Raw genomic sequence first — 12,502 nt, forward strand, 5'->3', positions numbered from 1 at the left:
CGTATAATGCGCCTCCCGTAACGACACAGAAATGTGAATTACGCAGAGCGGGAATAGCTCAGTTGGTAGAGCACGACCTTGCCAAGGTCGGGGTCGCGAGTTCGAGTCTCGTTTCCCGCTCCAAAATTTGAAATCGCCGAAAGGCAGCACTACCCAATCAACGTATTTCGGGTTGCGACAGTAGCAGCCAGAAAGACAAAGATTAAGCGGGAATAGCTCAGTTGGTAGAGCACGACCTTGCCAAGGTCGGGGTCGCGAGTTCGAGTCTCGTTTCCCGCTCCAAAATTTGAAATGCCGAAAGGCAACACCACCCAAGCGGGAATAGCTCAGTTGGTAGAGCACGACCTTGCCAAGGTCGGGGTCGCGAGTTCGAGTCTCGTTTCCCGCTCCAAATCTCCTCGATTGTACAAATTATCCACAGCGATAACGCGCGCCACGGCGGGTTTTTGACGTTTTCCTCAAACAGTTCTGAACAGACTTATCCACAGTTTGCATAAAGTTATCCTGTGAGCAGAAATGATAACTTTGTTCACATCTTTTCTTTATCTTATTGATATTGAAGGCTTATAATTTATTACCAAATGTTAATTTTGAGGCTTTTTGATAATCAGGGCCTTTGAATGACAAGACTTTTTTAATTTTATTCACAGCGAAACGCGTCTATGCGTCGCGCGGTAAGCCTTTCTCAATCACCCTGACCAGCCGCTGTTTCTGCGGAAGCTGCACTTCCACCACGCAGGCATTACGTTTGTCTGTTTGTTGCGCAATCGCCCAGTCAATATGCTCATCAAGAAGTGGGTGCTCACCTTTGCGCTGCCGCAGCGCCGTAATATTCGCTTCGTCCCAGGGCGCGTTGCCGAGCGCGACCGCGATATTACGCAGCCAGCGTAAGTGGCCAATGCGGCGAATCGCCGATCCTTCCGTGACTTTCAGAAAGTGCGCTTCGCTCCAGCTAAACAGTTCAATCAGCTTCGGCGCGTGCAGCGACTTGCGTGGGCTGAAATCTGCTTCATCGGTGAGCTGTGAAAAACGGTTCCACGGGCAAATCAACTGGCAGTCGTCGCAGCCATAAATGCGGTTGCCCATCAGCGGGCGAAACTCTTCAGGGATCGCGCCTTCAAGCTCAATGGTCAGATAGGAGATGCAGCGGCGCGCATCGACCGTGTACGGCTCGACAATTGCGCCGGTAGGGCAGATGGTCATGCAGGCCACGCAGCGCCCGCAGCCTTCTTCTACAGGCTTATCCACCGGTAACGGCAAATCCACCAGCAGTTCGCCAAGAAAGAAAAACGACCCGGCGTCGCGGCTTAAGATCAGCGAATGTTTGCCGGTCCAGCCGAGGCCCGCTTTTTCGGCGAGCGGGCGCTCAAGGATGGGCGCGGAGTCGACAAAAGGTCTAAAATTCAGCGACGCGCAATGCTGTTGCAGCGTTTCGCCGAGTTTTTTCAGCCGGTTTCTCAAAAGCTTATGGTAATCGCGCCCCAGGGCGTAACGGCTTACGTAGCCGAGCGAGGGATCTTTCAGCGTGCTGGCAAACGCTGCATTGGCAGGCAGATAGTTCATGCGCACGCTGATAACGCGCAGCGTGCCGGGCAGAAGTTCGTGCGGGCGCGCGCGCAACATACCGTGACGCGCCATCCACTCCATCTCGCCGTGATACTGTTTATCCAGCCACGCCTGTAATGCGCCTTCGCTGGCGCTGAGATCGGTATCGGTAATACCGACCTGCTGGAAACCAAGCTCGGCACCCCATTGTTTAATTTTTTGCGCTAACTGATTGAGATCGAGGGGTTCAGACATGACGGACCACGGGATGAACAAAAACGACGCCAGTATACCACACTCCGTCTGGCCCGCAGACTGGCTGCGTACGGCGGAGCGCGAGGCGGCGGACAGCCTCGGGCTGACGCTCTATGAACTGATGCAACGCGCGGGCGATGCGGCGTTTCAGGTGGCGCGCGCGGCGTATCCGCACAGCCAGCGCTGGCTGGTGCTATGCGGCCACGGCAATAACGGTGGCGATGGTTATGTGGTAGCGCGTCTGGCGCAGGCGGCGGGCATTGAGGTGACGCTGCTGGCGCTGGAGAGCGACAAACCGTTACCGGAAGAGGCGCAGGCCGCGCGCGAGGCGTGGCTTAACGCAGGCGGTGAAATCCATGCGCCGCACACGCCGCTGTCGGAGACGTGCGATCTGATTATCGACGCGCTACTCGGCACCGGGCTTTCTCAGGCTCCACGCGAGAACGTCGCCACGCTGATTGAACAGGCGAATAAACATCCTGCGCCCGTGGTGGCGCTCGATATTCCATCCGGCCTGCTGGCGCAAACCGGCGCTGCGCCGGGCGCGGTCATTCATGCCGCGCACACCGTGACGTTTATTGCGCTGAAACCGGGCTTGCTTACCGGCCGCGCCCGTGACGTCGTCGGGCAGCTGCATTATCACGCGCTGGGGCTTGAGGCGTGGCTTGCCGGACAACAGGCACCGTATGCGCGCTTTGACGAAACGCAGCTCTCCCGCTGGCTCCGGCCGCGCCGTCCTGGTTCGCATAAAGGCGATAACGGCAAGCTGGTGATTATCGGCGGCGATCATGGCACTGCTGGCGCTATCCGGATGACCGGCGAGGCGGCGTTGCGTGCGGGCGCAGGCCTGGTGCGAGTACTTACTCGCGCGGAAAACATCGCGCCGCTGGTGACTGCACGTCCGGAACTGATGGTGCATGAGTTGACCCTCGACGCGCTCGACGCCAGTCTGGAGTGGGCCGATGTGGTGGTTATCGGGCCGGGGCTTGGGCAGCAGGAGTGGGGAAAATCGGCACTGGCGAAAGTGCGCCAGTGCGACAAACCGATGTTGTGGGATGCGGACGCGCTGAACCTTCTGGCAATCGCTCCCGATACCAGTCACAATCGCATTCTTACGCCGCACCCCGGCGAGGCCGCGCGGCTGCTTAACCGTAGCGTGGCAGAAATTGAGAGTGACCGCTTACTTAGCGCCAGAGAGCTGGCGCAGCGCTACGGGGGTTGCGTGGTGCTGAAAGGCGCGGGAACGGTGGTAACAGGGCCGCAGGACGAATGCGGCATTATCGATGTCGGTAATCCTGGCATGGGTACGGGCGGCATGGGCGACGTGCTTTCCGGTATTATCGGCGCGTTGCTGGCGCAGGGGCTTAGCCTTTTTGATGCCGCCTGCGCGGGCAGCGTGGCGCACGGCGCGGCGGCCGATGCGCTCGCGCAGCGCTTTGGCACGCGCGGCATGCTGGCGACCGATCTGTTTTCCACGCTCTATCGTTTTGTTAACCCGGATATAGACACAGACCAGAATCATGATTAATCGCGTAATACCTTTACCCGAAGAGCAGGCCACCCTCGATCTTGGCGCACGCGTGGCGCGTGCCTGTACCGGCGCAACCGTCATCCATCTGTATGGCGATTTGGGCGCAGGAAAAACCACATTCAGCCGTGGTTTCCTGCAGGCGTGTGGTCATCAGGGCAACGTGAAAAGCCCGACGTACACGCTGGTAGAGCCTTACACGCTGGAAAACAGAATGGTCTACCACTTCGATCTCTATCGTCTGGCCGATCCGGAAGAGCTGGAGTTTATGGGCATCCGCGATTACTTCACCGACGATGCCATTTGCCTTGTTGAGTGGCCACAGCAGGGCGCGGGCGTGTTGCCGCCGCCCGATATTGAAATCCACTTGTCATGGCAGGATCAGGGGCGTGAAGCGCGGGTAAAAGCGGTCTCCGCCGCCGGCGAAGCGCTGCTGGCCCGCCTCGCCTGAACGCAAGGACGACAGGATGATCACACGCATGAAAAACTGGGTAGTGGCGCTTCTGCTGGCGGTATGCGCGCCCGCGTTCGGAGCGACACTGTCCGACATTCAGGTGTCTAACGGCGACGGCCAGGCGCGGATCACCTTAAGTTTCATGGGCGATCCTGAATACGCTTACTCGCAGCAGGGTAAGCGCAGCGTCGCCCTTGATATTAAACAAACCGGCGTAATTCAGGGGCTGCCGCTGATCTTTAGCGGTGAAAACCTGGTTAAAAGCATCCGTGCCGGGCAGCCGAAAGATAATCAGTCGCTGCGTCTGGTGGTTGATTTAACCAAAGATGGCAAAGCGCGCGCGGTAAAACAGCAAAAGGGCGCAGGCTATAACGTCGTCTTTACGATCGACGCCGACGCGCCGCCGCCTCCACCGCCGCCACCTGTTGTGGCGCAGCGCGAGCCCGTCGCCGCTCCCGTTCGCTCGTCCGAGCCTGCGCGTAACCCGTTCCGTACGGATAATGACCGTATCACCAGCGTCGTCGGCAGCAATACCGTGACGCGGCCGGGGCGCAGCGTCAGCCGGGCAGCGACATCCGATCGCGTGGTGGTGGCTATCGACGCCGGGCATGGCGGCCAGGACCCCGGCGCTATCGGCCCCGGCGGCGTGCGTGAGAAAAACGTCACCATCGCTATCGCCCGTAAGCTGCGGACGCTGCTCAATGACGACCCGATGTTTAAAGGCGTGTTGACCCGCGACGGCGACTATTTTATCTCCGTCATGGGCCGCTCCGATGTGGCGCGCCAGCAAAACGCGAACCTGTTAGTGTCGATTCACGCCGACGCCGCGCCTAACCGCGACGCCACCGGCGCGTCTGTCTGGGTGCTCTCGAATCGTCGCGCCAACAGCGAAATGGCGAGTTGGCTTGAGCAGCATGAGAAACAGTCGGAACTGCTGGGCGGCGCGGGCGACGTGCTCGCTAACAGCCAGGCGGATCCGTACCTGAGCCAGGCGGTGCTGGATTTGCAGTTCGGCCATTCACAACGCGTCGGGTATGATGTCGCCACCAGCGTGCTCGGGCAGCTTCAGCGGGTGGGCGCGCTGCATAAGCGGCGGCCGGAACACGCAAGCCTCGGCGTGCTGCGCTCGCCGGATATCCCGTCGCTTTTAGTGGAAACCGGTTTTATCAGTAACACCGGCGAAGAGCGATTGCTGGCAAGTGATGACTATCAACAGCAAATTGCCGAAGCGATTTATCAGGGGCTGCGCAACTACTTTATTGCGCATCCGCTCCAGGCCGCGCCAAAGGGTGACGGCGGAACGGGGCAGACCGCCCGCTCCGCTGACAACGCCACAAGTCAGGTCACCGTGATTCAGTAAGGAGAGTTCATGCCGATTCAGGTTCTGCCGCCGCAGCTTGCGAACCAGATCGCCGCGGGCGAGGTGGTGGAGCGCCCTGCGTCGGTCGTGAAAGAGCTGGTGGAAAACAGCCTCGACGCGGGCGCCACGCGCATTGATATTGATATCGAGCGTGGCGGCGCGAAGCTTATCCGCATTCGCGATAACGGCGCTGGCATTAAAAAAGATGAGCTGGCGCTGGCGCTGGCGCGTCACGCCACCAGTAAAATCGCCTCGCTGGACGATCTCGAAGCCATCATCAGCCTCGGCTTTCGCGGCGAAGCGCTGGCCAGTATCAGTTCGGTATCGCGTCTCACGCTCACTTCGCGCACCGCCGACCAGCAGGAAGCCTGGCAGGCGTACGCCGAAGGCCGCGATATGGAGGTGACCATCAAACCGGCGGCGCACCCGGTCGGCACCACGCTGGAAGTGCTGGATCTGTTCTACAACACCCCCGCGCGGCGCAAATTTATGCGCACCGAGAAAACCGAATTCACGCACATTGACGAAGTGGTGCGGCGTATCGCGCTGGCGCGCTTTGATGTGACAATCAACCTCAGCCATAACGGCAAAATGATGCGCCAGTACCGGGCCGTGCAGGGCAACGCGCCGCGCGAACGCCGTCTTGGCAGCATTTGCGGCCCGGCGTTTCTTGAGCAGGCGCTCGCTATCGAGTGGCAGCACGGCGATCTGGCGCTGCGCGGCTGGGTGGCGGAACCGAAAGGCACCACGGCGGCGCTGGCAGAAATCCAGTACTGCTATGTGAATGGCCGTATGATGCGCGACCGGTTGATTAACCATGCGATTCGCCAGGCCTGCGAAGATAAGCTCGGCATCGATCAGCAGCCTGCCTATGTGCTGTATCTGGAAATCGATCCGCATCAGGTGGATGTGAACGTACACCCGGCCAAGCATGAGGTGCGTTTTCACCAGTCGCGGCTGGTGCACGATTTTATCTATCAGGGCGTGGTAAGCGTGCTGAATCAGCAGGCGGCAAATCCGCTGTCGCTTGATGAACCGGCCGAGGACGCGCCACGCTTTCAGCCGGAAAACCGCGTCGCGGCGGGGAAAAATCAGTTTGCCGACCCGGCACCGCGCGAACGTGTGAGCGCACGCGAGAGCGACGCGCCGCGCTATTCATCCGGCGGGGCGTCAGCAGGCAGTAGCGTTGGGCGCAGCGGTGCCAGCAACGGCGGCTGGCCGAATGCGACGCCGGGCTATCAAAAACAGCAGGGCGCGCTGTACAAGCAACTGCTGGAGACGCCCGCGGTGACGCCGCCGCCTGCCGCGCCTGCGGTGGCAAGCGTGCGTGAAGTTATGCCGCCCGCGCCTGCGCTGGACGGGCATTCGCACAGTTTTGGGCGCGTACTGACGCTGGTGTCCGAAAACATAGCGCTGCTGGAGCGCGACGGTAAGCTAATGCTGCTGGCGTTAAGCGTAGCGGAGCGTTATCTCAAACAGGCGCAACTGTCTCCGCGCGATGAAGCGCCCTGCGCGCAGCCGCTACTGATTCCGGTTCGTCTGAAAATTTCCGGCGACGAGCGCGATATTATGACCCGCGCGCAGCCGCAACTGGCGCGTCTGGGTATCGAAATCGTCCTTGGCGGGCATCACGTGACAATTCGTGCAGTGCCTTTACCCTTACGCCAACAAAATTTACAAATCTTGATTCCCGAACTGATAGGCTACCTGGCGCAGCAACCAAACGCTGACGACGCCGCTATTGCCGGATGGCTTGCCCGCCATCTGGTCATCGCGCAACCGTGGAGTGTCGCGCAAGCCATCGCGACGCTGGCGGAGCTCGAAAGGCTGTGTCCGCAGATGGTGAAAACGCCGCCGGATGGTTTATTGCAACTTATTGATTTACAACCGGCGATGAATGCCCTGACACATGAATGATGTAAGTAAAACAGGCCTTCCGAAGGCGATTTTTCTGATGGGGCCGACGGCATCCGGCAAAACGGCGTTAGCCATTCGCCTGCGCCAGACGCTGCCGGTGGAGTTGATTAGCGTGGATTCCGCGCTGGTCTATAAGGGCATGGATATCGGCACTGCCAAGCCTGATGCGCACGAATTGTCGCAGGCACCGCACCGCTTGCTGGATATTATCGATCCTGCGCAGGCGTACTCCGCGGCCGATTTCCGCCGCGATGCGCTAAAAGCGATGGCGGAGATTGTCGCCGCCGGGCGCATACCGCTGCTGGTGGGTGGGACCATGCTTTACTTTAAGGCGCTGCTGGAAGGGCTTTCGCCGCTTCCGTCAGCGGATCAGGCCATCAGAGCGGAGATCGAACGGCAGGCAGCAGAGCAGGGATGGGACGCATTACACCGCAAGCTTCAGGATATCGACCCTGTCGCGGCGCAGCGAATCCATCCCAACGATCCGCAAAGGCTTTCCCGGGCACTGGAAGTTTTTTTCATTTCGGGTAAAACTTTAACGGAACTGACGCAGACGTCAGGAGAAGCTCTGCCCTATCAGGTGCATCAGTTCGCCATCGCCCCGGCGAGCCGTGAACTGCTCCATCAGCGCATTGAGCAGCGTTTTCACCAGATGTTGGCTTCAGGTTTTGAGGCAGAAGTCCGGGCGTTATTTGCCCGTGGAGATTTGCATACGGACATGCCTTCCGTTCGTTGCGTGGGATACCGGCAGATGTGGTCTTATCTGGCGGGTGAAATCTCATACGACGAAATGGTTTATCGAGGTATTTGCGCCACGAGACAGTTAGCGAAGCGGCAAATGACCTGGCTGCGCGGTTGGGAAGGCGTACACTGGCTCGACAGTGAGAAGCCTGAACAGGCGTACAGCGATGTGTTACAGGTTATTGGTGCGAAGCAACAATGAATGTGTACAATTGAACCGTATCGTGCGCGGATTTTTACGCAGTTTTTCAGAGCCCAAGGGTTCAAGAGTATAAACAACAAGCATATAAGGAAAAGATAGAATGGCTAAGGGGCAATCTTTGCAAGATCCGTTCCTCAACGCTCTGCGTCGGGAACGTGTTCCGGTTTCTATTTATTTGGTGAATGGTATTAAGCTGCAAGGTCAGATTGAATCTTTCGATCAGTTCGTGATCCTGTTGAAAAACACGGTCAGCCAGATGGTTTATAAGCACGCGATTTCGACCGTGGTGCCGTCTCGTCCGGTTTCTCACCATAGCAACAATGCGGGTGGTGGTTCGAACAATTACCATCACAGCAACAACGCACAGCCATCTTCCGCTGCCTCTCAGGATAGCGAAGACGCCGAGTAAGGCCTGGCTGTTGCTCCATGTCGGGGGACCAGTTCGTCTGTGTTCCCCGCTGGTATTTTAAGAGGGTTTACGCTTGTTTGACCGTTATGATGCCGGTGAGCAGGCGGTGCTGGTACACATCTATTTTACGCAAGACAAAGATATGGAAGACCTCCAGGAGTTCGAATCCCTGGTCTCTTCCGCCGGTGTCGAAGCATTACAGGTGATTACCGGTAGCCGTAAAGCGCCGCACCCAAAGTATTTTGTTGGTGAAGGTAAAGCCGTTGAGATTGCCGATGCAGTCAAAGCCACTGGGGCGTCTGTTGTCCTTTTTGATCATGCGTTGACCCCGGCTCAGGAACGTAATCTTGAGCGCCTGTGCGAGTGTCGCGTTATCGACCGCACCGGCCTGATTCTTGATATTTTCGCCCAGCGTGCACGCACCCATGAAGGGAAGCTGCAGGTTGAGCTGGCGCAGCTGCGTCATTTAGCCACGCGACTGGTGCGCGGCTGGACCCACCTTGAACGCCAGAAAGGCGGTATCGGCCTGCGCGGCCCGGGTGAAACCCAGCTGGAAACCGACCGTCGCTTACTGCGTAACCGTATTACTCAGATCCTCTCGCGCCTGGAGCGCGTCGAGAAGCAGCGAGAGCAAGGGCGTCGGTCGCGCACCAAAGCCGATATTCCCACCGTCTCTCTGGTGGGCTACACCAACGCCGGCAAATCCACCCTGTTTAACCAAATCACCACGGCTGAGGTGTATGCAGCGGATCAGCTGTTCGCGACACTCGACCCGACGCTGCGCCGCATTGACGTCGCGGATGTCGGCGAAACGGTGCTGGCGGATACGGTAGGGTTTATCCGTCATCTGCCGCACGATCTGGTCGCGGCGTTTAAAGCCACGCTGCAGGAGACGCGTCAGGCGACGCTGCTGCTGCATGTGATCGACGCGGCGGATGTCCGCATGGCGGAGAACATCGAGGCGGTTAATACCGTGCTTGAAGAAATCGACGCCCACGAGATCCCGACGCTGCTGGTGATGAATAAAGTCGACATGCTGGAGGATTTCGAGCCGCGTATCGACAGGAACGACGAGAATGTGCCCATCCGCGTGTGGCTTTCCGCGCAGACGGGGGCGGGCGTGCCACTGCTTTTCCAGGCCCTGACGGAACGTCTCTCCGGCGAAATAGTCCAGCGTGCGCTGCGTCTTCCGCCGGAAGCGGGGCGTCTGCGGAGCCGGTTTTACCAGCTTCAGGCGATCGAAAAAGAGTGGATGGAGGAGGACGGTTGCGTCGGACTGCAAGTTCGCATGCCGGTTGTTGACTGGCGTCGCCTCTGTAAACAGGAACCGGCATTGGTTGACTACGTGGTCTAACCGGCTGGCCGAAGCCTGAAAATATTCCCCTTTGGGGGGTACCCGGATGAACTCAGGCGGCGTGATGACGCCCGCGCTTTTTCGCATTAACACAATGATGAAAGCGCACGACATCACGCCATCTGAAGGACGAAAGGTATATCACCGCATAACAAATATGGAGCATAAACATGGCGTGGAATCAGCCCGGTAATAACGGACAGGACCGCGACCCGTGGGGAAGCAGCAAGCCTGGCGGCAACTCTGGGGGAAATAAAGGCGGTCGCGAGCAGGGGCCGCCGGATCTGGATGATATCTTCCGTAAACTCAGCAAAAAACTGGGCGGCATTGGCGGTGGTAAAGGCGGCGGAGCTTCGCAGGAGCCGCGCAGCCCGGTCGGCGGTCGCATTGTCGGTATCGTCGCGGTCGCTGCGGTTGTCTTATGGGCCGTCACCGGGTTCTATACCATCAAAGAAGCCGAGCGCGGCGTTGTGACGCGCTTTGGCAAATTCAGCCATCTGGTAGAGCCGGGTCTTAACTGGAAGCCGACCTTTATCGATGAAGTGGTGCCGGTCAACGTGGAAGCCGTGCGCGAGCTGGCCGCCTCCGGCATCATGCTGACGTCTGACGAAAACGTGGTGCGCGTTGAGATGAACGTCCAGTACCGCGTGACCGATCCGCAGCGCTACCTGTTTAGCGTCGCCAACGCGGACGACAGCCTGCGTCAGGCTACCGACAGCGCCCTGCGCGGCGTTATCGGCAAATACACCATGGACCGTATTCTGACGGAAGGCCGTACCGTTATCCGTAGCGATACCCAGCGCGAGCTGGAAGAAACCATTCGTCCGTACAACATGGGCATCACGCTGCTCGACGTTAACTTCCAGGCCGCCCGTCCGCCGGAAGAGGTGAAAGCCGCGTTTGACGACGCGATTGCCGCCCGTGAAAACGAACAGCAGTACATCCGTGAAGCGGAAGCGTACACCAACGAAGTGCAGCCACGTGCGAACGGTCAGGCGCAGCGTATTCTGGAAGAGGCCCGCGCGTATAAAACGCAGACTGTCCTGGAAGCCCAGGGTGAAGTGGCGCGCTTTGCGAAGATCCTGCCGGAATATAAAGCCGCGCCGGAAATTACCCGCGAGCGTCTGTATATCGAAACCATGGAAAAAGTGCTTAGCCACACCCGCAAAGTGCTGGTCAATGATAAAGGCGGAAACCTGATGGTACTGCCGCTGGATCAGATGCTGAAAGGCGGCTCCGCGCCTGCCGCGAGCGACGACAATAACAGCGGCAACCCGCTGCTGCGTCTGCCGCCGGCCTCCGGCAGCGGCAACAGCGGCGCGAGCAACAGCGCGTCCTCTGGCCGTGGCGATATTATGGATCAACGCCGTGCCAACGCGCAGCGTAACGATTACCAGCGCGAAGGGAGTGAATAACAATGCGTAAGTCAGTCATTGCGGTAATCATCATCGCGTTGGTGGTGCTTTACACCTCGATTTTTGTGGTGAAAGAGGGTGAGCGCGGCATCATCCTGCAATTCAGTAAAGTGGTACGTGATAACGATAACAAGCCGAAAGTGTATGAACCTGGCCTGCACTTTAAGCTGCCGTTTATCGAGTCGGTGAAGACGCTGGACGCGCGTATCCAGACCATGGATAACCAGGCGGATCGTTTCGTTACCAAAGAGAAGAAAGACCTGATCGTCGATTCTTACATCAAATGGCGCATCAGCGATTTCAGCCGTTACTACCTGGCGACAGGCGGCGGCGATCTCTCTCAGGCGGAAGTGTTGCTGAAGCGTAAGTTCTCGGACCGTCTGCGTTCTGAAATCGGCCGTCTCGACGTGAAGGACATCGTCACCGACTCCCGCGGTCGCCTGACCTCTGAAGTGCGCGAAGCGCTGAACTCCGGTTCTGCGGGCACCGAAGATGAAGTCGAAACCCCGGCGGCGGATGACGCTATCGCTTCTGCGGCGAAACGTGTGACCGAAGAGACCAACGGCAAAGTACCGGTGATCAACCCGAACAGCATGGCCGCGCTCGGTATTGAAGTGGTTGACGTGCGTATTAAGCAGATCAACCTGCCGGCGGAGGTCTCGGAAGCTATCTTCAACCGTATGCGCGCCGAGCGTGAAGCGGTCGCCCGACGTCACCGTTCGCAGGGCCAGGAAGAGGCCGAGAAACTGCGTGCGGCGGCGGATTACGAAGTGACCCGTACGCTTGCGGAAGCGGAGCGTCAGGCGCGTATCCTGCGTGGTGAAGGCGATGCCGAAGCCGCGAAACTGTTCGCCGACGCGTTCAGCCAGGATCCGGATTTCTACGCCTTTATCCGCAGCCTGCGTGCCTACGAGAGCAGCTTTAACTCCAATCAGGACGTGATGGTGTTAAGCCCGGACAGCGATTTCTTCCGCTATATGAAAACGCCGGCCAATAGCGCACGCTAAGCCCTTACTCTAAACAAGAGCCGGTCATTACCGGCTCTTTTTTTATGCAGGTTTTACGCACAATGAATACAACGGTTTTGCTGGCGCTGGGTCTGGTACTGGTCGTCGAAGGGCTCGGCCCGCTGCTTTTTCCACGTCTGTGGCGGCGGATGATCCTCTCTGTGGCGCAAATGCCGGACACTTTATTGCGCCGTTTTGGCGGTGGTCTTGTGGTTGCCGGGATTGTGATCTACTACATGTTGAGGAAAACGATTAACTGAATAAAAATCGGGCAAAATCGACGAAATTTGTATACAAAAAGGGCTGAACATCAGC

Annotated in this window: 11 protein-coding genes and 3 tRNA genes; 13 read left to right on the forward strand and 1 reads right to left on the reverse strand. The window is 58.5% G+C overall.

The window, feature by feature from the left end:
• Positions 1-47 precede the first annotated feature (47 nt).
• The 3 genes from AFK66_RS01735 (at position 48) to AFK66_RS01745 (ending at position 391) form a co-directional block, all read left to right on the forward strand.
• Positions 48-123, forward strand: a tRNA-Gly gene (locus AFK66_RS01735).
• Positions 124-206: 83 nt separating this feature from the next.
• A tRNA-Gly gene (locus AFK66_RS01740) sits at positions 207-282 on the forward strand.
• A gap of 33 nt (positions 283-315) precedes the next feature.
• Positions 316-391: transfer RNA gene (locus tag AFK66_RS01745), tRNA-Gly, on the forward strand.
• Between the two features lie 269 nt (positions 392-660).
• Here the strand turns inward: AFK66_RS01745 and queG are convergent.
• A complete protein-coding gene (gene queG / locus AFK66_RS01750; RefSeq protein ID WP_007778410.1) occupies positions 661-1,800 on the reverse strand; it encodes a tRNA epoxyqueuosine(34) reductase QueG in 1,140 nt (379 codons plus the stop codon).
• On the opposite strand from queG, the gene nnr reads away from it, so the two are divergent.
• From nnr to AFK66_RS01800, 10 genes are all read left to right on the forward strand, one after another.
• Positions 1,799-3,328: a bifunctional ADP-dependent NAD(P)H-hydrate dehydratase/NAD(P)H-hydrate epimerase gene (gene nnr / locus AFK66_RS01755; protein ID WP_032986239.1), complete on the forward strand. Its 1,530-nt coding sequence runs from the start codon at positions 1,799-1,801 to the stop codon at positions 3,326-3,328. The genes queG and nnr overlap by 2 nt on opposite strands.
• Positions 3,321-3,779: a tRNA (adenosine(37)-N6)-threonylcarbamoyltransferase complex ATPase subunit type 1 TsaE gene (gene tsaE, locus AFK66_RS01760; RefSeq protein WP_007778405.1), complete on the forward strand. Its 459-nt coding sequence runs from the start codon at positions 3,321-3,323 to the stop codon at positions 3,777-3,779. The genes nnr and tsaE overlap by 8 nt, the downstream gene beginning before the upstream one ends.
• Before the next feature lie 16 nt (positions 3,780-3,795).
• A complete protein-coding gene (amiB, locus tag AFK66_RS01765; protein WP_007778402.1) occupies positions 3,796-5,142 on the forward strand; it encodes an N-acetylmuramoyl-L-alanine amidase AmiB in 1,347 nt (448 codons plus the stop codon).
• Between the two features lie 9 nt (positions 5,143-5,151).
• Complete coding sequence (mutL, locus tag AFK66_RS01770; protein WP_007778401.1) at positions 5,152-7,059, forward strand: DNA mismatch repair endonuclease MutL; 1,908 nt, start codon at positions 5,152-5,154, stop codon at positions 7,057-7,059.
• Entirely contained in the window at positions 7,052-8,002 is a 951-nt protein-coding gene (miaA, locus tag AFK66_RS01775) for a tRNA (adenosine(37)-N6)-dimethylallyltransferase MiaA (RefSeq protein WP_023897936.1), read from the forward strand. Before mutL ends, miaA begins: the two co-directional genes overlap by 8 nt.
• A gap of 100 nt (positions 8,003-8,102) precedes the next feature.
• Positions 8,103-8,411, forward strand: a complete 309-nt coding sequence (gene hfq, locus AFK66_RS01780; RefSeq protein ID WP_004385293.1) for an RNA chaperone Hfq — start codon at positions 8,103-8,105, stop codon at positions 8,409-8,411.
• A 73-nt stretch (positions 8,412-8,484) separates the two neighbouring features.
• Complete coding sequence (hflX, locus tag AFK66_RS01785) at positions 8,485-9,765, forward strand: ribosome rescue GTPase HflX (RefSeq protein WP_007778394.1); 1,281 nt, start codon at positions 8,485-8,487, stop codon at positions 9,763-9,765.
• Between the two features lie 170 nt (positions 9,766-9,935).
• Positions 9,936-11,180: an FtsH protease activity modulator HflK gene (gene hflK, locus AFK66_RS01790; protein ID WP_007778390.1), complete on the forward strand. Its 1,245-nt coding sequence runs from the start codon at positions 9,936-9,938 to the stop codon at positions 11,178-11,180.
• Positions 11,181-11,182: 2 nt separating this feature from the next.
• Entirely contained in the window at positions 11,183-12,187 is a 1,005-nt protein-coding gene (gene hflC / locus AFK66_RS01795) for a protease modulator HflC (protein ID WP_007778385.1), read from the forward strand.
• Positions 12,188-12,249: 62 nt separating this feature from the next.
• A complete protein-coding gene (locus tag AFK66_RS01800; protein WP_004385297.1) occupies positions 12,250-12,447 on the forward strand; it encodes a DUF2065 domain-containing protein in 198 nt (65 codons plus the stop codon).
• Positions 12,448-12,502: the final 55 nt, after the last annotated feature.

Source organism: Cronobacter malonaticus LMG 23826 (assembly GCF_001277215.2).
In the GTDB taxonomy this organism is placed as follows: Bacteria; Pseudomonadota; Gammaproteobacteria; order Enterobacterales; family Enterobacteriaceae; genus Cronobacter; species Cronobacter malonaticus.

What these genes read in the sequence shown, in the direction of transcription:
- nnr (WP_032986239.1), top strand. Translation starts at nt 1,799, where the DNA reads ATGACGGACCACGGGATGAACAAAAACGACGCCAGTATACCACACTCC.
- queG (WP_007778410.1), bottom strand. Translation starts at nt 1,800, where the DNA reads ATGTCTGAACCCCTCGATCTCAATCAGTTAGCGCAAAAAATTAAACAA.
- tsaE (WP_007778405.1), top strand. Translation starts at nt 3,321, where the DNA reads ATGATTAATCGCGTAATACCTTTACCCGAAGAGCAGGCCACCCTCGAT.
- amiB (WP_007778402.1), top strand. Translation starts at nt 3,796, where the DNA reads ATGATCACACGCATGAAAAACTGGGTAGTGGCGCTTCTGCTGGCGGTA.
- mutL (WP_007778401.1), top strand. Translation starts at nt 5,152, where the DNA reads ATGCCGATTCAGGTTCTGCCGCCGCAGCTTGCGAACCAGATCGCCGCG.
- miaA (WP_023897936.1), top strand. Translation starts at nt 7,052, where the DNA reads ATGAATGATGTAAGTAAAACAGGCCTTCCGAAGGCGATTTTTCTGATG.
- hfq (WP_004385293.1), top strand. Translation starts at nt 8,103, where the DNA reads ATGGCTAAGGGGCAATCTTTGCAAGATCCGTTCCTCAACGCTCTGCGT.
- hflK (WP_007778390.1), top strand. Translation starts at nt 9,936, where the DNA reads ATGGCGTGGAATCAGCCCGGTAATAACGGACAGGACCGCGACCCGTGG.
- hflC (WP_007778385.1), top strand. Translation starts at nt 11,183, where the DNA reads ATGCGTAAGTCAGTCATTGCGGTAATCATCATCGCGTTGGTGGTGCTT.
- AFK66_RS01800 (WP_004385297.1), top strand. Translation starts at nt 12,250, where the DNA reads ATGAATACAACGGTTTTGCTGGCGCTGGGTCTGGTACTGGTCGTCGAA.